The sequence below is a fragment of the Streptomyces sp. NPDC048623 genome, from assembly GCF_040650755.1.
Classification (GTDB): Bacteria; Actinomycetota; Actinomycetes; order Streptomycetales; family Streptomycetaceae; genus Streptomyces.
Genome location: NZ_JBEZHV010000013.1, coordinates 64,640 through 87,569, shown reverse-complemented (window position 1 = coordinate 87,569; position 22,930 = coordinate 64,640). Strand labels below are relative to the sequence as shown.

At 72.1% G+C, this 22,930-nt stretch carries 20 protein-coding genes; 7 read left to right on the top strand and 13 right to left on the bottom strand.

Going from position 1 to position 22,930, the window contains the following annotated elements:
* The first annotated feature begins 42 nt into the window (after positions 1 to 42).
* Entirely contained in the window at positions 43 to 1,773 is a 1,731-nt protein-coding gene (locus tag AB0C73_RS20175; RefSeq protein ID WP_362532046.1) for a phospholipid carrier-dependent glycosyltransferase, read from the top strand.
* A 4-nt stretch (positions 1,774 to 1,777) separates the two neighbouring features.
* Here AB0C73_RS20175 and AB0C73_RS20170 read toward each other — a convergent pair whose 3' ends face one another.
* Positions 1,778 to 2,422: a hypothetical protein gene (locus AB0C73_RS20170; RefSeq protein WP_362531713.1), complete on the bottom strand. Its 645-nt coding sequence runs from the start codon at positions 2,420 to 2,422 to the stop codon at positions 1,778 to 1,780.
* 185 nt (positions 2,423 to 2,607) lie between these two features.
* On the opposite strand from AB0C73_RS20170, the gene AB0C73_RS20165 reads away from it, so the two are divergent.
* Genes AB0C73_RS20165 through AB0C73_RS20150 form a run of 4 tightly spaced genes read left to right on the top strand, consistent with a single transcriptional unit; the run spans position 2,608 to position 6,678 of the window.
* Entirely contained in the window at positions 2,608 to 4,257 is a 1,650-nt protein-coding gene (locus tag AB0C73_RS20165; protein WP_362531710.1) for a penicillin-binding transpeptidase domain-containing protein, read from the top strand.
* A 54-nt stretch (positions 4,258 to 4,311) separates the two neighbouring features.
* Positions 4,312 to 4,812 carry a YbaK/EbsC family protein gene (locus AB0C73_RS20160; RefSeq protein ID WP_362531707.1) on the top strand — a complete coding sequence of 167 codons (501 nt, stop codon included), beginning with the start codon at positions 4,312 to 4,314 and terminating at the stop codon, positions 4,810 to 4,812.
* Complete coding sequence (locus AB0C73_RS20155) at positions 4,809 to 5,660, top strand: DMT family transporter (protein WP_362531704.1); 852 nt, start codon at positions 4,809 to 4,811, stop codon at positions 5,658 to 5,660. Before AB0C73_RS20160 ends, AB0C73_RS20155 begins: the two co-directional genes overlap by 4 nt.
* Positions 5,661 to 5,688: 28 nt before the next feature.
* Positions 5,689 to 6,678, top strand: a complete 990-nt coding sequence (locus AB0C73_RS20150) for a helix-turn-helix domain-containing protein (protein WP_362531702.1) — start codon at positions 5,689 to 5,691, stop codon at positions 6,676 to 6,678.
* On the opposite strand, the gene AB0C73_RS20145 is transcribed toward AB0C73_RS20150, so the two are convergent.
* From AB0C73_RS20145 to AB0C73_RS20125, 5 genes are all read right to left on the bottom strand, one after another.
* Positions 6,675 to 7,112, bottom strand: coding sequence for a hypothetical protein (locus AB0C73_RS20145; protein WP_362531700.1), 438 nt, complete (start codon positions 7,110 to 7,112; stop codon positions 6,675 to 6,677). The two genes, AB0C73_RS20150 and AB0C73_RS20145, sit on opposite strands and share 4 nt — an antisense overlap.
* A gap of 145 nt (positions 7,113 to 7,257) precedes the next feature.
* The gene (locus AB0C73_RS20140) at positions 7,258 to 8,454 is read right to left on the bottom strand and encodes a serine hydrolase domain-containing protein (protein ID WP_362531697.1); all 1,197 of its coding nucleotides are present in this window, start codon (positions 8,452 to 8,454) and stop codon (positions 7,258 to 7,260) included.
* 151 nt (positions 8,455 to 8,605) lie between these two features.
* Positions 8,606 to 9,358 carry an ABC transporter ATP-binding protein gene (locus AB0C73_RS20135; RefSeq protein WP_362531694.1) on the bottom strand — a complete coding sequence of 251 codons (753 nt, stop codon included), beginning with the start codon at positions 9,356 to 9,358 and terminating at the stop codon, positions 8,606 to 8,608.
* Entirely contained in the window at positions 9,355 to 10,119 is a 765-nt protein-coding gene (gene cbiQ, locus AB0C73_RS20130; RefSeq protein ID WP_362531691.1) for a cobalt ECF transporter T component CbiQ, read from the bottom strand. Before cbiQ ends, AB0C73_RS20135 begins: the two co-directional genes overlap by 4 nt.
* A gap of 1 nt (position 10,120) precedes the next feature.
* Positions 10,121 to 11,176, bottom strand: coding sequence for an energy-coupling factor ABC transporter permease (locus AB0C73_RS20125; protein ID WP_362531688.1), 1,056 nt, complete (start codon positions 11,174 to 11,176; stop codon positions 10,121 to 10,123).
* Positions 11,177 to 11,337: 161 nt separating this feature from the next.
* On the opposite strand from AB0C73_RS20125, the gene AB0C73_RS20120 reads away from it, so the two are divergent.
* Positions 11,338 to 11,700 (top strand): SsgA family sporulation/cell division regulator, encoded by a 363-nt coding sequence (locus AB0C73_RS20120; RefSeq protein ID WP_362531685.1) that lies wholly within the window; start codon positions 11,338 to 11,340, stop codon positions 11,698 to 11,700.
* Between the two features lie 129 nt (positions 11,701 to 11,829).
* Here AB0C73_RS20120 and AB0C73_RS20115 read toward each other — a convergent pair whose 3' ends face one another.
* Complete coding sequence (locus tag AB0C73_RS20115) at positions 11,830 to 14,046, bottom strand: MMPL family transporter (RefSeq protein WP_362531682.1); 2,217 nt, start codon at positions 14,044 to 14,046, stop codon at positions 11,830 to 11,832.
* A 114-nt stretch (positions 14,047 to 14,160) separates the two neighbouring features.
* Positions 14,161 to 14,736 carry a TetR/AcrR family transcriptional regulator gene (locus tag AB0C73_RS20110; RefSeq protein ID WP_362531679.1) on the bottom strand — a complete coding sequence of 192 codons (576 nt, stop codon included), beginning with the start codon at positions 14,734 to 14,736 and terminating at the stop codon, positions 14,161 to 14,163.
* A 176-nt stretch (positions 14,737 to 14,912) separates the two neighbouring features.
* Here AB0C73_RS20110 and AB0C73_RS20105 point away from each other — a divergent pair, with 176 nt between their 5' ends.
* Entirely contained in the window at positions 14,913 to 18,482 is a 3,570-nt protein-coding gene (locus AB0C73_RS20105; RefSeq protein ID WP_362531676.1) for a S41 family peptidase, read from the top strand.
* On the opposite strand, the gene AB0C73_RS20100 is transcribed toward AB0C73_RS20105, so the two are convergent.
* From AB0C73_RS20100 to AB0C73_RS20080, 5 genes are all read right to left on the bottom strand, one after another.
* Positions 18,425 to 18,976: a GNAT family N-acetyltransferase gene (locus AB0C73_RS20100; protein WP_362531673.1), complete on the bottom strand. Its 552-nt coding sequence runs from the start codon at positions 18,974 to 18,976 to the stop codon at positions 18,425 to 18,427. The two genes, AB0C73_RS20105 and AB0C73_RS20100, sit on opposite strands and share 58 nt — an antisense overlap.
* Positions 18,977 to 19,102: 126 nt before the next feature.
* Positions 19,103 to 19,291: a hypothetical protein gene (locus AB0C73_RS20095; RefSeq protein ID WP_362531671.1), complete on the bottom strand. Its 189-nt coding sequence runs from the start codon at positions 19,289 to 19,291 to the stop codon at positions 19,103 to 19,105.
* 123 nt (positions 19,292 to 19,414) lie between these two features.
* Positions 19,415 to 20,296 (bottom strand): SDR family oxidoreductase, encoded by an 882-nt coding sequence (locus tag AB0C73_RS20090; protein WP_362531668.1) that lies wholly within the window; start codon positions 20,294 to 20,296, stop codon positions 19,415 to 19,417.
* Positions 20,293 to 21,225, bottom strand: a complete 933-nt coding sequence (locus AB0C73_RS20085; protein ID WP_362531665.1) for an alpha/beta hydrolase — start codon at positions 21,223 to 21,225, stop codon at positions 20,293 to 20,295. The genes AB0C73_RS20090 and AB0C73_RS20085 overlap by 4 nt, the downstream gene beginning before the upstream one ends.
* Positions 21,222 to 22,745: an NAD(P)/FAD-dependent oxidoreductase gene (locus AB0C73_RS20080; protein WP_362531662.1), complete on the bottom strand. Its 1,524-nt coding sequence runs from the start codon at positions 22,743 to 22,745 to the stop codon at positions 21,222 to 21,224. Before AB0C73_RS20080 ends, AB0C73_RS20085 begins: the two co-directional genes overlap by 4 nt.
* Positions 22,746 to 22,930: the final 185 nt, after the last annotated feature.

Below are 22,930 nucleotides of genomic sequence, written 5' to 3'. Positions count from 1 at the left end.
GAGGGTCAGCACCCCATGGATCCCAGGGACCCCATGGCTCCCATGACCCCCGTGGGCCCCGTGGACCCCGCCGGGGCCGAGCTCTCGTCCTGGCAGCAGCGGCTGCGGCGCTTCGGCTACCGCCCGTCCGCCGTGGGCTCCCTGTCCATCGGCCTGCGGGACCGGCTCGTGCCGCCGTACACCCGGCCCTCGCCGCGGCTGTGGTCGCTGCTCGGCGTCGGGCCGGTGGGCGCCGAACGGGTGTGGCGCTTCGCGGCGTGGGGCGGGCCGCTGCTCGTCGCCCTGGTCGCGGGCGTGCTGCGGTTCTGGAACCTGTCCAGGCCGAACGCGGTGATATTCGACGAGACGTACTACGCGAAGGACTCCTGGGCCCTGATCAACCAGGGCTACGAGGGCGCCTGGCCCAAGGACATCGACAAGACGATCCTGGCGAACCCGGACTCGGTGATCGTCCCGACGGAGCCGGGCTATGTGGTCCATCCGCCGGTCGGCAAGTGGATCATCGGCATCGGCGAGAAGATCTTCGGCTTCGAGCCGTTCGGCTGGCGCTTCATGGTGGCGCTGCTCGGCACCCTGTCGGTGCTGATGCTGTGCCGCATCGGGCGGCGGCTGTTCCGCTCGACGTTGCTCGGCTGTCTGGCGGGTCTGCTGCTCGCCGTGGACGGGCTGCACTTCGTGATGAGCCGCACGGCGCTGCTCGACCAGGTGCTGATGTTCTTCGTGCTCGCCGCCTTCGGCTGCCTGGTGATCGACCGGGACCGGGCGCGGGCCCGGCTCGCCGGGGCGCTGCCGGTGGACGAGGAGGGCGTGCTGCGGCCGGACGCGGAGGTCGCCGGGACGCTGGGGCTCGGCTGGCGGCCCTGGCGGCTCACGGCGGGCGTGATGCTGGGCCTGGCGGCCGGCACCAAGTGGAACGGTCTGTACATCATGGCCGCGTTCGGCCTGATGGCCGTGCTGTGGGACCTCGGCGCGCGGCGTACGGCGGGCGCGGTCCGCCCGTACGCGGCGGTGGCGCGCCGCGACCTGGTCCCGGCCTTCGTGTCGGTCGTCCCGGTGGCCATCGCGACGTATCTGGCCTCCTGGTCGGGCTGGATCCTCACCGACAAGGGCTACTTCCGGAACTGGGCCGCCGAGCAGGACAAGATCGGCGGCAGCGGGACATGGGGCTGGATCCCGGACTGGCTGCGCAGCCTGTGGCACTACGAGACCGAGGTCTACAAGTTCCACGTCGGCCTGAGCTCCCCGCACACCTACGAGTCCAACCCGTGGAGCTGGCTCGTCCTCGGCCGCCCGGTCTCCTACTTCTACGAGTCCCCCGCCCCCGGCACCGCGGGCTGCCCGGCCGACGCCAAGGAGAAGTGCGCCCAGGAGGTCCTGGCCCTCGGCACCCCGCTCCTGTGGTGGGCCGCCTGCTTCGCCCTCCTCTACGTCCTCTGGCGCTGGGCCTTCCGCCGCGACTGGCGCGCCGGCGCGATCGCCTGCGGCGTCCTGGCCGGCTGGGCCCCCTGGCTCCTCTACCAGGAACGCACCATTTTCCTTTTCTACGCGGTGGTGTTCGTCCCGTTCCTGTGTCTCGCGGTGGCGATGATGCTCGGGGCGATCGTGGGCCCCGCGGGTTCCTCGGAAAGACGACGGACTTTCGGTGCGGTGGCGGCGGGAGTGCTCGTCCTGCTCATCGTGTGGAATTTCATCTACTTCTGGCCGCTGTACACGGGGACGGCTATTCCGCTGGATCAGTGGCGGAATCGGATGTGGCTGGACACGTGGGTGTGATTGCCTAGGGGGCTTCTTCGCCGAGCGGAGCGAGGCAGAGGGTGAAGCCTCTGCGGCCGGTCTCGGAGTACTCGGCGTAGCGGCTCTGGTCGCAGTGGGCGTAGCCGCTGTCGTGGCGCTCCGCGACCCGGTAGTCCGCCTCGGCGGAGGAGCAGTCGACGACCACGACGTTCGGGAACATCTCGCTGCCCTTGTTGTGGACGCAGGAACCGACCTCGGCGGTGCTCGCGGCGTCTCCGAAGGCGTAGGCCAGCACGCCGACGATGGCGAACGGCAGCAGGACGCCGAGTGCCTCGACTCGGCGGACGACCGGGCGGCCGGGGTTCGCCGGGGGCCGCACGCCGCCGGCGGGCGGGGCCAGGCGGCCGAGACGGATCCGCTGGACGAGATTGAGCACCAGGACGACGAACGTGTAGAAGAACGAGGCAGGCCCCCACCAGCCCTGATAGAGCGTCCGGGCCGTCATCTCCCGGTGCAGGGCGATCCCGCAGTTCCGGCAGAGCGTCTGGCGGTTCTTGAAGGTCCGCATGAGGAGGACGAAGCCCTGGTGGGCACGGACGGTGGTGCGGAGGGCGGGCTGCGCTCCGCAGATCTGGCAGCCGTCGACGGCGAGTTCGGGACCGGCGGGCTCGGACAGCGGTGCGGACATGGTGAATTCCCCCCCGGGAAACAGAAATGGTGGTACGTGAGCGGCTGAAGAGTACGGCCCCGCACCGACACATGGTCAGCTCACCGGATCGCTATCCGGTAACAACCGTCCCGGCTCTCACTCCTGACAGGCAAGGCGCCGCATAGGCTGCCCTGGGGCCATACCTGGGGGAGGGAGGCGCAGCCATGCGCAGTGGTGCCAAGGTCGCTATCGTCGGAGGGGTCTTCGTCGTCGTCGCGAGCGGGGTGGGATACGGGGGTTACAACCTCTGGAACGGGATCAGCGGAGGGTCCGGCGGAACGACGTCGACCTCCGGCGCCAACAGCAAGAAGACCGGGCCCGTCACCGGCGAGGAGGTGACGGCGACCGCGAAGGACTTCCTCGCGGCCTGGGCCGGCGGCGAGTCCGACGCGGCCGCGCAGCTGACCAACAACCCGGTCTCCGCCGGCCCCGCGCTGCTCGGCTTCCGCGAGGAGGCGAAGGTCACCGGCGCGCAGATCACGGCGGGCGCGGCGACCGGGACGACGGTGCCGTTCACGGTGAAGGCGACCGTCACGTACGAGGGCGTCTCCAGGCCCTGGACGTACGCCTCGCAGCTCACCGTCGTCCGCGGCCTCACCACCGGCCGCCCGCTGGTCGACTGGAAGCCCACCGTCCTGCACCCGAAGCTGACGCCGGGCGGCTCGCTGCGCACCGGCGGCGCGAGCTCCGGCGAGATCGAGGCCGTGGACCGCAAGGGCCGGGTCCTGACGGCTCAGAAGTACCCGTCGCTCGGCCCGGTCCTCGACCAGCTGCGCGAGCGGTACGGCTCGACGGCGGGCGGCAAGCCGGGCATCGAGGTGTACGTCGACTCCGGCTCGGAGGGCGTGCCCGACACCACGCTGCTGACCCTCCAGAAGGGCGAGCCGGGCAAGCTGGAGACGACGATCGACGCCGATGTGCAGGCGGCTGCGGAGAAGGCCGTGGCCCGGTACGGGACGGCGTCCGTGGTGGCGATCCAGCCGTCGACGGGCGCGGTGCGGGCGGTGGCGAACAGCCCGGCGAACGGATTCAACACGGCGTTCCAGGGCAAGACGATGCCCGGTTCGACGATGAAGATCGTGACGGCGGCGCTGCTGCTGGAGAAGAACCTGGTGAAGGCGGACCAGGTGACGGACTGCCCGTCGAGCGCGGTGTACAACAGCCGGACCATCAGGAATCTCGACGACTTCTCGCTGGAGGGCAAGACCTTCGGGTACGCCTTCGCCAAGTCCTGCAACACCGCCTTCATCAAGAAGATCGACGATGTGAAGGACCTTGAGGGCGACGACTTCGGGCTCGCGCGGGAGGCACGGGAGGTCTTCGGCATCGGCCTGGACTGGAAGACCGGTATCAAGTCGGAGGACGGCAGCGTCCCGGAGGTGTCGGACGCCGCGGCCGCGGAGCAGTACATCGGCCAGGGCACCGTCACGATGAATCCGCTGAACATCGCGTCGATCACGGCGACCGCGAAGGACGGCACCTTCCGGCAGCCGTATCTCGTGGCGGCGGGCGTCGACAACCGCGAGTTCGCGAAGGCCGAGCGGAAGTTGTCGCTTTCGGTCGCGCGGCAGCTGCGCGACATGATGCGGACCACCGCGACCGCGAGCTACGGCACGGCCACGGGCGCCATGGCCTCGGTGGGCGGCGACAAGGGCGCGAAGACCGGTTCGGCAGAGGTCGACGGCCGGCAGACCTCGGACTCCTGGTTCACCGGCTTCTCGAACGACCTCGCCGCGGCGGCGTTCGTCCAGAACGGCGGCCACGGCGGGACGGCGGCCGGACCGGTCGTGGCGCAGGTGCTGAGGGCCGGGTAGCGGTGCCGTAACCCGGTCGCCTGCCCCGTACACGTACCGCTAGCGTGAGCGCCCATGACGACGTCGCACGCACTCGCCCACCCCCAGTTCGCCGCGGCCCTGACGGAGCTCGGTCTCGATGTCGAGGTCCGGCGCTTCCCGGACGAGACGCGGACCGCGCAGCAGGCCGCCGAGGCGATCGGCTGCGGGGTCTCGGAGATCGTGAAGTCGCTGGTCTTCGCGGCGGACGGGGTGCCGGTTCTCGTCCTGATGGACGGTTCCTCGCGGGTGGACGTGGAGCGGGTACGGCAGGAGCTGGGCGCCGGGGCGGTCACGCGCGCCGACGCGCGGGTCGTCCGGGAGACGACGGGGTACGCGATCGGGGGCGTCCCGCCCTTCGGGCACCGCAGCCGGACCCGGGTCCTGGCCGACCGGGGGCTGCTCGACCACGAGGTGGTGTGGGCGGCGGCGGGCACCCCGCACAGTGTCTTCGCCCTCGACCCGAAGACGCTGATCGCGCACGCAGGCGGCACGCTGGTGGACGTCCGCGAGCGCTCCGACGAGCGTTCGGCGTGACGCCGCTGGTCGTCACGGCGGTACTGCTCGCCGCTGTGACGCACGCGAGCTGGAACGCGATCGCCGCACGCATCCACGACCAACTGCTCTCCTTCACGCTGATATCCGGCGGCGGCGCGCTCATCGGTCTCGCCGGCGTCTGCCTCACCCCGCTGCCCGCCTCCGGCGCATGGCCGTACCTGGTCTCCTCGGCGGTGCTGCACGTGGCGTACTACGCGCTGCTCATGAAGTCCTTCGCGCTCGGTGACTTCGGCCAGATGTACCCGATCGCGCGCGGAACGGCGCCGCTGGTGGTGACGCTGCTCGCCGCGGTCTTCGTGGGCGAGGTCCCGGACGCGGGGCAGCTCGCGGGCGTCGCCGTCGCCTGCGCGGGCCTGACCGGCCTCGCCCTGTGGGGCATCCGCGGCAAGGGCGCCCGCCCGCACTGGCCGGCGCTGCTCGCCGCGGGCGCGACGGGCCTGTCGATCGCCGCGTACACCGTCGTGGACGGCGTCGGCGTCCGTGCCTCCGGCACCCCGCTCGGCTACATCGCCTGGCTGATGCTCCTGGAGGGCCTGGTCATCCCGGCCTACGCCCTCGCCCGCCGCGGCCCGGCCCTCGCCGGCGAACTCCGCCCCTTCGCCACCCGCGGCCTCCTCGGCGCCGCGATGTCGGTCGCCGCCTACGCCCTGGTCCTCTGGGCCCAGACCAAGGCCCCCCTGGCTCCGATCGCGGCCCTCCGCGAGTCCTCCATCATCGTCGGCGCCGCCATCGGCGCCCTTCTCTTCAAGGAACGCTTCGGCGGCCCGCGGGTGGCCGCCGCGGGCCTGATGGTGGTGGGCATCGGCCTTATGCTGTACGCCAGTTGAGGCGCATGTGCCGGCGGAGGGGGCCGGGGTGGACGGCAGTGTGTTCCGGAGCGAGGAACTGCCCGCGGCGGACAGGTTCGAGGCCTGGCGGGAGTGGATGGGGCAGGCTCGGGGCAGCGACATGACCCCCGTGCCCGCGGCGGAATTCTGGGCGCAGTCCCGGGTTCTCGGACTCGGGACGCTCACGGCGATGTCGATGGCGTCGCAACCGATCCGCTACTGGCGCAGCCCCCGGATGGCGCGGCGGACCGACACCGACTCGTATCAGCTGACACTGCTGCTCGAGGGCGAATTGGCCCTCGATCACGGCGGAAGCACGTGCACGTTCGGGCCGCGGGATCTGCATCTGCTCGACAGCGCACGGTCCTTCGACCTGCGACCGGCGGGCGACAGGGAGCACCGGATCGTCAGGGGGATCGGCGTGGACTTCCCGAAGGCCCTGCTGCCCCTGCCGCCGCGCCAGGTGGGCGCCTTGCTGGGGCGGCGGCTGTCGGGGCAGGAGGGCGTCGGCGCGCTGCTCGCGGGGTTTCTCGTGGGCCTGGACCGGCAGGCCGGAGGCATGCGGCTGCCGGAGCCGGACCTCCTGGGCAAGGCGTTGCTCGGCCTCGTGGCGGCCTGCCTCGCCGAGGCGCTGGAGGAGGAGTCGGTCCTGCCGGAGGAGACCCGCCGGCAGGTGACGGCCAGGCGCGTCCGGGCGTTCATCCGGCAGAACCTTCACGACCCGGAGCTGACGCCGCCCGTGGTGGCCGCCGCTCACCACATCTCCCTCAGCTATCTGCACCGGATCTTCCAGCAGGAGTCACCCGGCGAGACGGTCGCCGCCTGGATCCGCGCCCGACGCCTCGAAGGCGCCCGCCGCGACCTGGCGGACCCCGCGCTGCGCGGCCTGCCGGTCCACGCCCTCGCCGCCCGCTGGGGCTACCCTCGCGCCTCCGACTTCACCCGCGCCTTCCGCTCCGCGTACGGCCTCCCGCCGACGGAGTACCGGCAGTTGGCGCTGGCTTGTGGCGGTGCCTAGTTGGAGATCCACTGGCCGTAGTCGTTCCAGACGGTGTTGAGCTCCAGCCACCCCTTGCCCTGGGCTATGGAGCTGCCGACGTGGTACGTGGGCCCGTAGCAGCCGCGCGTGTAACCGGGGTTGAGCGTGGAGGCGGCACACATCGCCACTTCGTTGTGCCCGCCTCCCTGGAACTGGACCTCGCCGCCGATCGCCACCGCCACGCTCGCCCTGTTCTGCACGACCAGCACGGTCTGAGCGTCGTTGTTCGCGTTGCGGACGACGCAGATCTTGAAGCTGACGTAGTCGGAGACGGAGTGGTTCTTGTAAGCACCGCAGTTCCAGTTGGAATTGGTGCTCACGGTGCCCCAGTTCTGCGCCGCACTCGCAGGCGCCGTGCCCAGCGCGATGGTGCCGATCGCCGCGGCCGCCACGGCCAAAGCCTTGTAACGCATGGGGGGTTCCTCCCTCGTGTGCCGCTCCGCGATCACGGAGCGGTCGGTCGCGAACGAGGATGCCCGCAGCGCCGTACCGCTGTCGTTGGCGGACGGTCCACAGTTCCCATGCACTGCGTGCACACCCAGGACGGTGCCCCAGGGCTCAGAGGGCCGCGCGCACCGCCCGTATCAGCGCCTGCGCCCGCGGGTCCGCCGTCACCGTCTTCCGCATCCCGTTGGTGACGTAGCCGAAGGCGACGCCCGACTCCGGGTCGGCGAAGGCGAGGGAGCCGCCGCGGCCGGGGTGGCCGAAGGAGGTGGGGCCGAGGAGGGGGGAGGCCGGGCCGTGGAGCATGTGGCCCAGGCCGAAGCGGGTGCCGACGATCAGCACGCGGTCCGGGCCGGCGGACTCCTCCGTACGGGCCAGGGTGAGGGTGGACGGGGCGAAGAGACGGTCGCCGCCGCCGTCGACCGGGCCGAGGGTGGCAGCGTAGAAGCGGGCGAGGGAGCGGGCGGTGGCGACACCGGCGGAGGCGGGCAGTTCGGCCGCCCGGTACACCGGGTCGTTCTCGTCGGGCCTCGGGTCGATGACCTCGAAGGCGCGCCGGGTCAGCGACATCGGGTCCTTGTAGGCCGCCGTCACCGACGGCTTGGGGCGCAGCTTGAGCATCGGGCTGTCGGCCGGCTCGATCTCCTCGACCGGGGCGAGGCGGCCGACCCGGTGGGCCTCCTCCTCGGGCAGTCCGATCCACAGGTCGAGGCCGAGCGGGCGGGAGATCTCCTCGGCGACCCAGCGGCCTATGGTGCGGCCGGTGACCCGGTGGACCAGGCCGGCGAGCAGCCAGCTGAAGGTGTGCGCGTGATAGCCGTGGGCGGTACCGGGCTCCCAGACCGGGGCCTGGGCGGCCATCGCGGCCGTCGCGGTCTCCAGGTCGACCGCCTCGGCGAGGGTCAGCGGCCGGTCCAGGACCGGCACGCCCGCCCGGTGCGCGAGCAGCTGCCGTACGGTCACCCGTTCCTTGCCCGCCGCCTTGAACTCCGGCCAGTACGCCGCGACCGGCGCGTCCAGGTCCAGCTGGCCGCGCTGGTGCAGCAGCAGCGGGACGGCCACGGCGACGCCCTTCGTCGCCGAGCGCACGACCTGCGCCGTGTCCGCCGCCCACGGCGCGCCGCCCTCGCCGTCGCGGCCGGCGTCGGCATCGGCGTCGGCATCGCGGGTGCCCGCCCACAGGTCGACGACCTTCGTCCCGTCGCGGTAGACCGCGACGGCCGCGCCGCGCTCCCCGCGCTGCTCGAAGTTGCGCAGGAACGCGTCCCTGACCGGCTCGAAGCCCGCCGCTACCGTGCCCTGGACGTCCACCTGAACCCACGCTTCCTCTCGTACAGCCACTGAACCGTTCCCATGGTGCAACGTGGTCCCCGCCGAGCGGATTCCGGGGTCGGGGGCAGGTCAGGGACGGATCGGGGTCACGTCAGGGACGAGCCAGGGGCGGGCATGGGTCGGGCCAGGGTCAGGCGACCGCGCTCGGCACGAAGCCGAACGGCAGCTCCAGGCGGTGCCGCGCCATCAGCTCCTCGTCCGAGAGGATCTCCGCCGTCCGCCCGTCGGCGGCGATCACGCCCTCGCTGAGGATCACCGAGCGCGGGCACAGCTCAAGCGCGTACGGCAGGTCGTGCGTGACCATGAGGACGGTGACGTCCAGGGCGCGCAGGATGTCGGCGAGCTCGCGCCGCGAGGCCGGGTCGAGGTTGGAGGACGGCTCGTCGAGGACCAGGATCTCCGGCTCCATGGCGAGGACGGTCGCCACCGCGACCCGCCGCCGCTGTCCGAAGGACAGATGGTGCGGGGGCCGGTCGGCGAACTCCTCCATGCCGACCCGGGCCAAGGCCTTGCGCACCACGGCCTCCAGCTCGGCGCCCCGCAGCCCGGCCGCGGCCGGCCCGAAGGCCACGTCCTCGCGGACCGTGGGCATGAACAGCTGGTCGTCGGGGTCCTGGAAGACGATCCCGACCCGGCGCCGGATCTCGGCCAGGTGCTTCTTCCCGACCGGCAGCCCGGCGACGGTCACCGCGCCCGCGCCGCCGGTCAGGATGCCGTTGAGGTGCAGGACCAGGGTGGTCTTGCCGGCGCCGTTGGGGCCGAGCAGCGCGACCCGCTCGCCGCGCTCCACGGTCAGGTTCACGCCGAAGAGGGCCTGGTGCCCGTCGGGGTACGCGTACGCGAGGCCGCGCACGTCGAGCGAAGGGGGAGAAGTGGTGGTCATGGGGTCGTCCATCCGAGGAGGCAGATCAGGAGGGCGGCGAGCGGCAGCGCGGCGGCCTGCCGCCACTGGGCGGCGCTCGCGGTGACCTCGTCGATGACGGGCATGGTGCCGGTGTAGCCGCGGCTGACCATCGCGAGATGGACCCGCTCCCCGCGCTCGTACGAGCGGATGAAGAGGGCTCCGGCGGACTTCGCGAGGACGCCCCAGTGCCGTACGCCGCGGGCCTCGAAGCCGCGCGAGCGCCGGGCGATCGACATCCGCCGCATCTCGTCGGTGATGACATCGCCGTAACGGATCATGAAGGAGGCGATCTGGACGAGCAGCGGCGGCAGCTTGAGCCGCTGGAGGCCGAGGAGCAGTTCGCGCAGTTCGGTGGTGGCGGCGAGCAGCACGGAGGCGGCGACGCCGAGGCTGCCCTTGGCGAGGACGTTCCAGGCGCCCCACAGGCCGGGGACGGACAGCGAGATCCCGAGGACCTCCGTCTGTTCGCCGGGGACGACGAACGGCATGAGCAGCGCGAAGGCGACGAACGGGATCTCGATGAGCAGCCGCTTCAGCACGAACCCGGCCGGGACGCGGGCCCGCGCGGCGACGGCGCCGAGCAGGACCGCGTAGAGGGCGAAGGCCCACATCGCCTCGCGGGGCGTGGCGACGACCACGACGACGAAGCCGAGGACGGCGGCGAGCTTGGTGTGCGGGGGCAGCTCGTGGACCGGCGACCGCCCCCGCCGGTAGAGCTTGTGCGCGTGCCCTGCCCCCATGTCAGGCCGCTTCCGCTGCGGTACGGCGTCGCCGGACGACCCAGAAGGCGCCGGTGCCGACCGCGAGGGTCGCGCCCACGCCGATGACGCCCGCGAGGCCGCCGGACAGGCGCGCGTTCGACACGTCCTTGACGCCGTAGTCGGCGAGCGGCGAGTCGGCGGCGGCGTGCGGCCGCACCTCGCTGTCGATGCCCTGGTCGGCGGCGACCTTCTCCAGGCCGTCGGGGCTGGCGGAGGCGTAGAAGGAGACGAACCCGGCGAGGACGAGCGCGGTGACGACCCCGCCGATCCACAGCTTCTTCGGCGAGCGGGCGGCGCCGGGGACCGGGGCGCCGGCCGGGCGGGCGACCGGCCGGGCCGTCGGCGTCGCGTCGACGAGCTCGCCGTCCACGCGCAGCTTGAGCGGGGTGGTCAGGCCGCGGGCGCCGTACACGAGGTCGGGGCGGACGGCGACGACCGCGCCGACGGTCAGCATGGTGATGACCGCCTCGCCGATCCCGATGAGGACGTGCACGCCGACCATCGCCGTGAGCACCTTGCCGAGCGGTACGTCGGTGGTGCCGCCGAGCCCGTAGATCACGGTGAAGGCGGTGGCCGCGGCCGGTACGGAGACGAGCGCGGCGACGAAGGACGCCACGGTCACCGAACGGCGGGTGCGCGGCAGCACGAGGACCAGGCCGCGGAAGAGCGCGTACGCGACGACCACGGTCACCAGGCCCATGACGGTGATGTTGACGCCGAGCGCAGTCAGACCGCCGTCGGCGAAGAGGACGCCCTGCATGAGCAGGACGACGGCGATGCACAGGACACCGGTGTAGGGGCCGACGAGGATCGCCGCGAGCGCGCCGCCGAGCAGGTGTCCGCTGGTGCCGGCCGCGACGGGGAAGTTGAGCATCTGCACGGCGAAGATGAAGGCCGCGACGAGGCCGGCCAGCGGGGCCGTGCGCTCGTCCAATTCCTTACGGGCTCCGCGCAGGCCGACGGCGACGGCGCCGGCGGCGACGACACCGGCGGCGGCCGATACGGGGGCGTTGATGAATCCGTCAGGTACATGCACGCCCGAATGATAAAGCCTTCCTGCGAATGGTTTGCAAGAGCGTGTAGAGGTCAGGAGTGGAGTGAGAGGACTTCCCCGGCCGGGCGCACGTCCCGGAAAAGTGGGACATTGAGGACTGAGCGCGCGAACGTGTGTCGCGTACGAGTGTGAGGAGCCGCCCGATGGCCCGCGCCGTAGCTGACCGAGAAGTCGAGGACCACGCCAAGGGCCGGATCATCAGCGACGCGCCGCTCTCGCGGCCGGTGCCGGTGTCCCTCCGCTTCGACCCCGGCGTCGAACCCGCGACCATACGTTTCGTCTTCCCCGGCGACATCGAGTGGTCCTTCCCCCGCAGCCTTCTGGAGGCCGGACTGCGCGCGCCCGCCCGGCGCGACGAGATCGGCATCTGGCCGTGCGGCCGGGTGCAGACGGTGGTGGAGTTCCACACGGACGACGGGGTCGGGGTCGTGCAGTTCGACACCACCGCGCTGATCCGCTTCCTCAAGCACACGTACGCCGTCGGCGCGGCCGTGTCGGCGCGCTGACGGCGTACGGGCCGCGCAGGATCCCCGTCCCCACAGGTCCCGGCGCGGTCCGGGACGCACCGCCCGCTCAGCGGCGGCCCCGGAGTCCATCGGACGGCTGACACCCGGTGTCGGGCGTCAGGCCCTTGGTCAGGCCCTGGCCAGCTCCTTCTCGGGCTCGGCCGGCGGGGCGGCCGCGGCACCGGGAGCGGCGGCCGCCAGGCCCTCGCCCTCGACGTCCACGTTCGGCAGCACGCGGCCGAGCCACTTCGGCAGCCACCAGGCCTTGTGGCCGAGCAGCGCGAGCACCGCCGGGACGATCGCCATCCGGACCACGAAGGCGTCGAAGAGGACGGCGACGGCGAGACCGAAGCCGATCATCTTCACCATCTGCTCGCTGGAGCCGATGAAGCCGGAGAAGACCGCGATCATGATCACCGCGGCGGCGGTGACCACCCGGGCGCCGTGCCGGAAGCCGGTGACGATCGCCTCGCCGGGGCGCGCCCCGTGGACGTACGCCTCACGCATCCGGGTGACCAGGAAGACCTCGTAGTCCATGGCGAGGCCGAAGACCACACCGATCATGAAGATCGGCATCATCGACATGATCGGGCCGGTCTGCTCGACGCCGAACAGGCTGCCCAGCCAGCCCCACTGGAAGACCGCGACGACCGCGCCGAGGGCGGCGACCACGGAGAGCAGGAAGCCGAGGGCCGCCTTCAGCGGGACCAGAACCGAGCGGAAGACCACCATGAGGAGCAGGAAGGCGAGGCCGACGACCAGGGCCAGGTAGGGCAGCAGGGCGTCGTTCATCTTCTGCGAGAAGTCGATGTTCATCGCGGTGGCGCCGGTGACCAGGACGTCGTCGCCGGTCGCGCCGCGGATGTCGTGGACCAGGTCCTCGGTGGCCGCGGAGGAGGGGCGCTCCTTCGGGATCACCGTGATCATCGCGGTGTCGCCGGCCTTGTTCGGGGTCGGCGGGGTGACGGCGACGACGCCGTCCAGGCCCTTGATGGCGGTGACGGTCTTGTCGGCTGCGGCCTTGTCGCCGTCGACGACCACGAGCAGCGGGCCGTTGAAGCCGGGGCCGAAGCCGTCGGACAGCAGGTCGTACGCGCGGCGCTCGGTCGCGGAGACGGGCTTCACGCCGTCGTCCGGCAGGCCCATCTCCAGGGAGGTGGCGGGTACGGCCATGGCGCCGAGGCCGAGCACTCCGACGAGCAGCACGATCATCGGGCGGCGGATGACGAAGCGCGCCCAGCGGGTGCCGGCATTGCCCCTGGCGCCCTTGGGGTCCGCGGCCTCGGTGGTCTGCGCGGCGCCCTTGGCGTTCTCGGCGTCCGCCTTGCGCTGCTTTCGGCTCACGGCCTTGTCGCCGGCGAAGCCGAGCAGCGCGGGGATGAGGGTGAGCGCGATGAGGACGGCGATCACGACCGTGCCGGCCGCGGCGAAGCCCATCTTGGTGAGCATCGGGATGTTGACGACGGCGAGGCCCACGAGGGCGATGACCACGGTCAGACCGGCGAACACGACGGCGGAACCGGCGGTGCCGACGGCGCGCCCGGCGGCCTCCTCCTTCGCCCGCCCCTCGGCGAGCTCCGCGCGGTAGCGGGAGACGATGAAGAGCGCGTAGTCGATGCCGACCGCGAGGCCGATCATCGTCGCGAGGGTGGAGGTGGTCGATCCGAGGTCGAGCACACTGGCCAGGGCCGTGATCGTGGAGACACCGATGCCGACACCGATGATCGCGGTGAGCAGCGGCAGTCCGGCGGCGACGAGCGAGCCGAAGGTGATGACGAGCACGACGCCCGCGATGACCACGCCGACGATCTCTCCGGCGCCGGTCTCCGGCATGGTCTGGAGCGCGTCACCGCCGATCTCGACGGTCAGCCCCTGTCCCTGCGCGGCCTCGCCGGTCTCCCTGAGCGCGTCACGGGTCTCGTCGGTCAGCTCCATCGCGTTGACCTTGTACGCGACGGAGACGTACGCGACCCGGCCGTCACGGGAGACCGCCTGGGCCGTGTACGGGTCGGTGACGCGGGCGATCTGGTCGGAGCCGGACTGCAGCGCGGCCACGGTCTTGGCGACCTTGGCCTTGTTCGCCGGGTCCTGCATGCTCTGGCCGGCCGGGGCCTCGAAGACCACGCGGGCGGTGGCACCGTCGGCGTTGCTGCCGGGGAAGCGCTGTTCGAGCAGGTCGAAGGCGCGCTGGGCCTCCGTGCCGGGAATCGAGAAGGAACCGGAGGTGGCGGCGGGCGCGGTGGCGGCACCGACTCCGGCGAGCGCGAGCAACGCCACCCAGAGGAGGGCGACGAGCCTGCGGCGCCGGAAGGCGGAGCGGCCGAGCTTGAAGAGGAACGTGGCCACGGGGGCGTACTCCCTGTTTGGGGCGGGACAAGGGCATGGGGAGCCGGCCCGACGGCGTGAGCGGTGCGCAGCGTCAGGTGGTGCGGGGTGGTGCGGAGTGGTGCGAGAGTGCGGTCAGACGCCGAGTGCGGGGAACACGACGGCGTCGAGGTAGGTCATCAGGAATTCCTGGTCGAGCGGCTTGTCGTCGATCAGCTGGCGGGTGACCACCGCGCCGATCAGCATGTGCGGCACGAGCTTCAGAGCCGGGTTGCCGGCGTCGGCCTCTCCCCGCTCCACCGCTCGGCGCAGCAGTTCGTCGAGGCCGGTCATCTCGGGCGCGATCAGCAGCTCACGGAGCGCCTGATGGAGGTCGGGGTGCTGGGTGACGGCGTGGGCGAGTCCCCGCATCAGCGCGGAGTCCCTCTCCAACTGGCAGGTGTCGCTGCGCTCCAGCATCAGCCGGAGGTCGCCGCGCAACGAGCCGGTGTCGATCTCGGCGACACTGCCGGGCTTGGCGTGCCGCAGAGCCTTGGCGACCAGCTCGGGCTTGCTCCCCCACTGGCGGTAGAGGGTGGCCTTGCTGGACCGGGTGCGGGTGGCGACGGCGTCCATGGTGAGGGCGTCGTAACCGACTTCGCGCAGCAGGTCGAGCACGGCCTCGTACAGCTCGGCCTCCCGCTCGGGGGTGAGCCTGCTGCGCGCTGCCATGACCGGCCTCCTCACGTTCGACCGAGCCGAACGAAACGGTTTCGTACACCACGACCATACCCGCGGCCCCAACGAAACGAAACCGTTTCGTACGTGTCGTGAAACACAGCCCCGGCACTCAACCGTGGACTGACGTACGAGTTGCTTCACCCCCTTCCGGCGGAAAGCATGAGGAGGTGACGGACGACCGCGCGTATCTCCGCTTCCCGCACCTCCACGGCGAGCTGCTGTGCTTCGCGGCCGAGGACGACCTCTGGGTCTCCCCCCTCGTGCCCGAGGGCCACCGGCCCGGCCGCGCCTGGCGGATCACCGCCGACCGGACCCGGGTCGGGCACCCGCGGTTCTCTCCGGACGGCCGCCTGATCGCGTACACGAGCTGGCGCAGCCTCGACCCGGAGATCCATCTCGCACCGGTGGACGGCGGCCCCTCCCGGCGGCTCACCTACTGGGGCTCCACCGACACCCGGGTCTGCGGCTGGTCGCCACCCGACCAGGACGGCCGGTCCGACATCCTCGCGGTCTCCTCCCATGGCCAGCCCTTCTCGTACGTCTCCTGGGCCTACACCGTCCCCACCGACGGCTCCCCCGGCGCCAAGCTGCCCTGGGGCCCGGTCTCCGACATCGCCGTCGCCGATCTCGACAGCGGCACTCCCCCGGCCGAAGGCTCCGGATCCGGAGGACACCGGCGCACCCTCCTGCTCACCGGCACCCCGCCCCACGAACCCGCCTCCTGGAAGCGCTACCGCGGCGGTGCCATGGGCCGGCTGTGGCTGCACGGCAAACGGCTGCTCCCCGACCTCGGCGGGCACCTGGACACGCCGATGTTCGTCACCGCCCCACCCGGCGAGGACGGCGGTTCCGGCCCCGGCGCCGGAACCCGGATCGCCTTCCTCTCCGATCACGAGGGCATCGGCAACCTCTACTCCTGTCTCCCCGACGGCACCGACCTGCGCCGCCACACCGACCACGACGAGTTCTACGCCCGCAACGCGTCCAGCGACGGGCAGCGGGTGGTCTACCAGTGCGCCGGCGAGCTGTGGATCGTCGACGAACTCACCGCCGGCTCCCGGCCCCGCCGCCTCGACGTACGCCTCGGCGGCCCGCGCACCGGCCGGCGCCCCTACCAGGTCCCCGCCGCCCACCACGTGGACTCCCTGTCCGTGGACGAGACCGGCCGCGCCAGCGCCGTCTCGGTGCGCGGCAGCCTCTACTGGCTCACCCATCGCGACGGCCCCGCCCGCACCATCGCCGACACCGCCGGGGTCCGCGTCCGGCTCCCCGAGATGCTGGGCAGCGGCGGCCAGGTCGCCTATGTCACCGACGCGGAGGGCGAGGACGCCGTCGAGATCGCCTATCTGCCCCGGGCCAGCGGCGACCGCCCACCCCGCCGCCTCGCCTCCGGCGAACTCGGCCGCGTCGAGGAACTGGTCTCCGACCCGGACGGCGAACGCCTCGCCATCGCGTCGAGCGACGGCCGGCTGCTCCTCATCGACACGACGGAGGACGACGAGGCGCAGGCCGCCGTCGAGCCGCCCGAGGCCCAGACCCCGCCGGCCCCGGCGGAGGACGCCCCCGGGGCGGCGGACGCCACCACCCCGGGCACCGACTCAGGCGCCTCCGGGACCACCGGGACCTCCGGCGGGGATGCCCCCAACTCCCCGAATCCCGACGCCTCCGGCGCCCCCGGTACGGCCGAGGACACCGTCACCCCCGCCACGACCAGGGTCACCGAGCTCATCCGCTCCCTCAACGGCCCGGTCCGCGACCTCGCCTTCTCCCCCGACGGCGCCTGGCTCACCTGGTCGCACCCGGGCATCGGGCGCTCCCTGCGCTCCATCAAGATGGCCCGCATCGCCGGCCCCGGCGCGCCCGCCATCATCGACGTCACCAACGGGCGCTTCGAGGACGAGAACCCGGTCTTCACCCGCGACGGGCGCTATCTCGCCTTCCTCTCCTGGCGGGGCTTCGACCCGGTGTACGACGTGCACACCGGCGACCTGTCCTTCCCGCTGGGCTGCCGCCCTTATCTCGTACCGCTCTCCTCCGCGACCCCCTCTCCTTTCGCGCTGCTTCCCGACGGGCGGCCCGCCGCCGGCGGCATGGACCCCGCCGACGAGGAGGCGGGCGCCGGGGACGGCACGGTCACCGTCGAGATCGAGGGACTCCCCGACCGGGTCACGCCCTTCCCCGTGACCGCCTCCAAGTACTCCGCCCTCAAGCCGGTGGCCGGCGGCGGCCTGGTGTGGCTGCGCTGGCCGATCTCCGGCGCCCTCGGCGAGACCTTCGCCAACCCCTCCGATCCCTCCCCCCGGCCCACGCTCGAGCACTACAACATCCCCAAGGCCCGCAAGACCGAACTCGTGGGCCATCTCGACTGGTTCGCGGTCAGCGGCGACGGCTCCCGGCTCGTCGTGGTCGACGAGGGCGAGCTGCGGGCCGTCCCCTCCACCGAGTCCGGCGACAGCGACTCGACGGTCTATCTCGATCTGCGGCGCATCGTGCACGAGGTCGACCCGGCCGCCGAGTGGCGGCAGGCCTTCGACGAGGCGGGCCGGATCGTCCGCGCCTACTTCTGGGAGCCGGGCATGGGCGGCGTCGACTGGCCGGCGATCCTCGACCAGTACCGCCCGCTGGTCGAACGGGTCGCCTCCCCCGACGAGTTCGCCGATCTGCTGCGCGAGGTGATGGGCGAGCTCGGCACCTCGCACGCGTACGTCAGCCCCGCCCGCCGCAACGAGGGCCCCGCCCACTACCAGCGCGCACAGGGCCTGCTCGGCGCCAACCTCGTGCCCCGCGAGAACGGCTGGACGGTCAAGCGGATCCTGCCCGGCGACTCCTCCGACTCCAAGGCCCGCTCACCGCTCGCGGGCACCGGCATCCGCCCGGGCGCCGTCCTCACCCATGTCGACGGCCGCCCCGTCGACCCCGTGGCCGGCCCCTATCCCCTCCTCTCCGGCACCGGTGGCACCACCGTCGAACTCACCTTCACCCCCGCCGGCGGCGAGGGCGGCCCCCGCCGGGTCGCGGTCGTCCCCCTCGTCGACGAACGTCCGCTGCGCTACCAGGACTGGGTGAGCAAGCGGCGCGCGGTCGTACGGGAGATCAGCGGCGGGCGCTGCGGCTATCTCCACATCCCGGACATGGGCGGCTCCGGCTGGGCCCAGTTCAACCGCGACCTGCGGATGGAGGTCTCCCGGCCGGCCCTCATCGTGGACGTGCGCGGCAACGCCGGCGGCCACATCAGCGAGCTGGTGATAGAGAAACTCACCCGCAAGATCCTCGGCTGGGACCTCACCCGCAACGCCCAGCCGGTCAGTTACGCCTCCAATGCCCCGCGCGGCCCGGTCGTCGCCCTCGCCGACGAGGCCACCTCCTCCGACGGCGACATGATCACCGCCGCGTTCAAGCTGCTCGGCCTCGGCCCGGTCGTCGGCCAGCGCACCTGGGGCGGTGTCGTCGGCATGACGGGCCGCCACACCCTCGGCGACGGCACCGCGATCACCGTCCCCATGAACGCGGCTTGGTTCCCCGAGTTCGGCTGGTCCATCGAGAACCACGGCGTCGCCCCGGACCTCGCCGTGCTGCGCACCCCCCTCGACTGGGCCGAGGGGCGGCACGCACAGCTCGACGACGCCGTGGAGATGGCACTGGCGCTGCTTGAGGAGAACCCGCCGGCGAGCCCGCCCGGTTACGACGACGTGCCGAACCGCTCCCGGCCCAAACTGCCGCCGAGGTCCAGCTCGTAGGCGATCCCCGGCTGGTCGCCGTCGAGCGTCACCCCGCCCACCGCACCGAAGCCGACCCGGGCGAGCACCGCCCGGGACGCCGCGTTGCCGAGGGTCGTGGCCGCGGTCAGCCGGCTCAGCCCGTACTCCTCGCGGGCCCGGACGCACAACTCCCGTACCGCCGCGGTCGCCACCCCGCGCCCGGTGGCCTTCTCGGCGACCCGGTAGCCGAGTACGGCGCTGCCGTCGGCTATGTCCACGAGGTTGAACCGCCCGACTATCTCCCCGTCCCCCGCCACCAGCACATGGAAGCGGATCGTCCCGATCTCCTCTTCCGCCAGCAGAGCCGCGTGCCGCTCGGCGAACCTCTCGAAATACGCGTCCCCGCGGTCGGGCACGGACGCGGCGAAGAAGGCCCGGTTCTCCCGCTCGAAGGCGAGCAGGGCGGGCGCGTGGTCAGGTCGCAGCCGCTCAAGTACGAGCGTCATTGCCTCGGTTGCCTCAGTCTCGGACATGAGGATCACGGTACGTAACTTCGCGATTCCGTGCAGGAAGTTATCCACAGGCCCGCCCCCACGTGCGAGAGCGCATACGCGAAGGCGCACCCGGCGTCCCGGGTGCGCCTTCCTCACAGGACGGCGTCAGGCGTCGTAGTCCATGTCGAGGCGGTCCTGGTCCTCCTGCTGCCGGCGCCGCTCGTCCTCGGACCGCGCACGGTCCTTGGCCTGCGACGCGCGCTCGGAGGCCCGGTCCTTGGCCCCGCCCATCGCGTGCTGCGCCTTTTCCCTGGCCTGCTGCGCCTTGCCCTGCATGTCGTCCTTGATGCCCATGAAGGTTCACTCCTAGAAGGGTGTGAGGGAGACGGGGCGTGTCGCCCCTTGGGCCTCGACCAGACTGACACGACGGAACATCCCGTGCATTTCGATCAATTACGGACAGTCACCGCGCGGCGGTCACACCCGCTCCTGCCGCGCCTGCTCGTCGGCCGCGCCTCCCGCACCTACCAGCCCCTTGCCGACGGTCCCGAGGCGCGGCTCGAAGCGCCGCATCTCGCGCTGTCCGACACCGGCGATGATGCCGGGCAGATAGCCGCGGGTGGACTGCATGCCGCGCAGCCACCACTGGGCGTAGACATGGGCCGAGCGGCGCTCGATGCCCGCGACGATCCGGTCGACGGCCGGGCCGAGCGGGTAGGTGCGGTTGGCCGGCCAGGGCAGCCGGGAGCGCAGCTCGCGCATCACGTCGTCCTGGTCCGCGCCCCGCACCATGTCGGTGTCGGTCCAGGAGAGGTAACCGACGCCGACCTTCACCCCCTTGTACGCGACCTCGGCGCGCAGGCTGTGCGCGAAGGCCTCGACGCCGGACTTGGAGGCGCAGTACGCCGTCATCATCGGCGCCGGGGTCATCGCCGCGAGCGAGGCGATCTGCAGGAAGTAGCCGCGGGACTCCATGAGGACGGGCAGGAACGCGCGGGCCGTGACGGCGCCGCCGATCAGGTTGACCTCGATGACCCGCCGCCAGGCGACCGGGTCGGAGTCGGTGAACGGACCGCCCGCCGCGACACCGGCGTTGGCGACCACGATGTCGACCTTGCCGAACCGCTCCTTCACCTCCTGCGCGACCCGCGCCATCGCCACGTGGTCGGTGACGTCCGCGTGCCACCAGTCGGCCTCGGTGTGCAGCCGTCCCGCGACCTCCTTGAGGAGCTCCGGCTCCAGGCCGACCAGCGCGATCTTCGCGCCACGCGCGGAGAGCTTGCGCGCGAGCAGCTCACCGACGCCGCGGGCGCCGCCGGTGACGACCGCCACCTGTCCTTCCAGGCTCACCCTGCTCATGCCTCTGCCTCCTTCTTGGCCCCGAGATACGTCATGGTCAGCTCGCGGATCTGCGCGGTGACGGCCTCCGGGGCCTCCACCGGTGTCATGTGCCCCATGCCGGCCAGCTCGACCAGGCCCGTGCAGTGCGACAGCGCACCCGCCATCACCCGCGAGTGGCGCGCCGGGGTGAGCCGGTCGGCGGTGCCGACGAGCACGGCCACGGGCAGCCGCAGCTCCCGCAGCCCGACCTCCAGGTCGAGCGCGGCGAGCACCTGCGACCAGCCGTATCGGGCGCCGCGCGGGCAGGCGTGCACGATCCGGGCGCACACGTCGACCCGCTCGGCCGCCGAACCCGGCCCCATCGTCGCGTACCTGAGGATCTTCTTCGACACCGCCGTGACCGGGCCGAGCGGCAGCTTCGAGCCGAGGACGGCGGCGGTGAGCCGGGTCCGCAGTCGGCCCGGCGCCATCGGTACGACCGTGGCCTCCTCCGTCAGCCGCGAGGGCCCGGTGGAGCAGAGCAGCGCGGCGGCGGCGTGCTGCCGGAAGACGGCCCGCCGCGAGGCGGCCATGATCGTCATGCCGCCCATGGAGTGCCCGGCGATCACGGCCCGTTCGCCCGGCCCGAGGGTCGCGGCGAGCACGGCCTCCAGGTCGTCGGCGAGAGCCTCCGTCGAGTAGCCGCGGCCGGTGCCGTCGACCGCCGGTGCCGACACGGGCGCCGGCGCAGGCGTCGGTGCCGGGGAGCCGCCGTGGCCGCGCTGGTCGTAGGCGATGACCCGGTGGTCGGCGGCCAGGTCCCGTATCTGCGCGTCCCAGAAGCGGGCCGAGCAGGTCCAGCCGTGGGCGAGGACGACCGCGGGGGCGCCCTCGGGGCCGTACACCTCGACATGGATCGCCGATCCGTCGGCGGAGGTGACGGTGAGCTCGCCGGCCGTACGCGTCACTGGACGGCCTCCTTCCTGCGGGAGGCGCGGCGGCCGGCGGCGGGCTTCGCGGGAGCGCGCAGCACCTCGTACTCGGACAGGTCGACGGTCCGCGTCTCGCGGCGGAACTCGCCGGTGGTGCCCGGCCACAGGGTGGTGTTGCGGCCGTTGGCGTCGAGGTACCAGCTGTCGCAGCCGCCCGCCTTCCACACGGTCTTCTCCATGCGGGCCTGGACGCGCCGGTTCCAGGCGTTGACGGCGGAGGGCCGGACGGCGAGGGCGGCGCGGCCGCCGAGCACGTTCAGCTGGCGCAGGTAGTCGGCCATGTAGTTCAGCTGGGACTCGATCATCAGGATCATCGAGGAGTTCCCGAGGCCGGTGTTGGGGCCGATGATCGTCATCAGGTTGGGGAAGCCGGCGGCGGTCGCGCCGCGCAGCGCCTCCATGCCGCCCTTCCAGTGCTCGGCGAGCGAGCGTCCGTCGGCGCCGATGACGCGCGGCGCGATCGGCATGTCGGTGACGTGGAAGCCCGTACCGAAGACGATCGCGTCGACCTCGGTCTCCGTGCCGTCGGCAGCGACCACGACATTGCCGCGGACCTCCTTGAGGCCGGACGCGACGACGTCGACATTGGGCTGGGCGAGCGCCGGGTAGTACACGTTGGAGAGCAGGATCCGCTTGCAGCCGAGGCGGTACGAGGGGGTCAGCTTGGCCCGCAGCACCGGGTCCTTGATCGCCCGAGCGATATTGGCCTTGGCGAGCCGCTCGACCAGGCCGAGCTCGTCGGGCCGCTTGGTGAACGCGCTGACCTGGAGCTCGCGGATGCCCCAAAGGATGCCGCGGCGGGCGGTCGCGGTGAACGGCAGCTGCCGGTGGAGCCAGCGCTCGGGGGCGCTGATGGCCCGGTCCATACGGGGCATGACCCACGGGGCCGTGCGCTGGAAGAGGGTGAGCTTCCCGACCTTCGGCTGGATCGACGGCACGATCTGGATGGCGGAGGCGCCGGTGCCGACCATGGCGACGCGCTTGCCGCTCAGGTCGTAGTCGTGGTCCCACTGCGCGGAGTGGAAGATCTTGCCGGTGAAGTCGGCGAGTCCCGGGATGTCCGGGATCTTGGGATCGGAGAGCGGCCCGGTGGCGGAGACGACGACGTCGGCGGAGAAGCCGCCGCGGCTGGTCTCGATGTCCCAGCGCAGTTCGTCCTCGTTCCACGTCATCTTCATGACCTCGTGGTTCAGGCGCAGATGCGGCCGGATCCCGAAGGTGTCGGTGACGTGCTCCAGGTACGCGCGGATGTGCCGCTGGCCGGAGAAGGTGCGGGGCCAGTCGGGGTTGGGGGCGAAGGAGAAGGAGTAGAGATGGGAGGGCACGTCGCAGGCACAGCCGGGGTAGCTGTTGTCGCGCCAGGTGCCGCCCACGGAGTCGGCCCGCTCCAGGACGACGAAGTCGGTGATCCCCTCGCGGCGCAGCCGGACGGCGGCTCCGAGTCCGCCGAATCCCGATCCGATCACCGCCACCCGTACGTGCTCGTGCTTCGCCATGCCGCCTCCCGTGCGCCCGGCCAAGATTCCGCCAGCAATCACTGGCACAATCGGGACTGTAGAGCAGCGGCATACCGAGCGGTAGAGGTAAGGCCGGGGAAAGTTACCGGCGGTACAACATAGGCTGGCGTGCGTGGCAGAACGATCGGGAGACCAGACGGACCGGGCGGACAGGGTGCAGACGG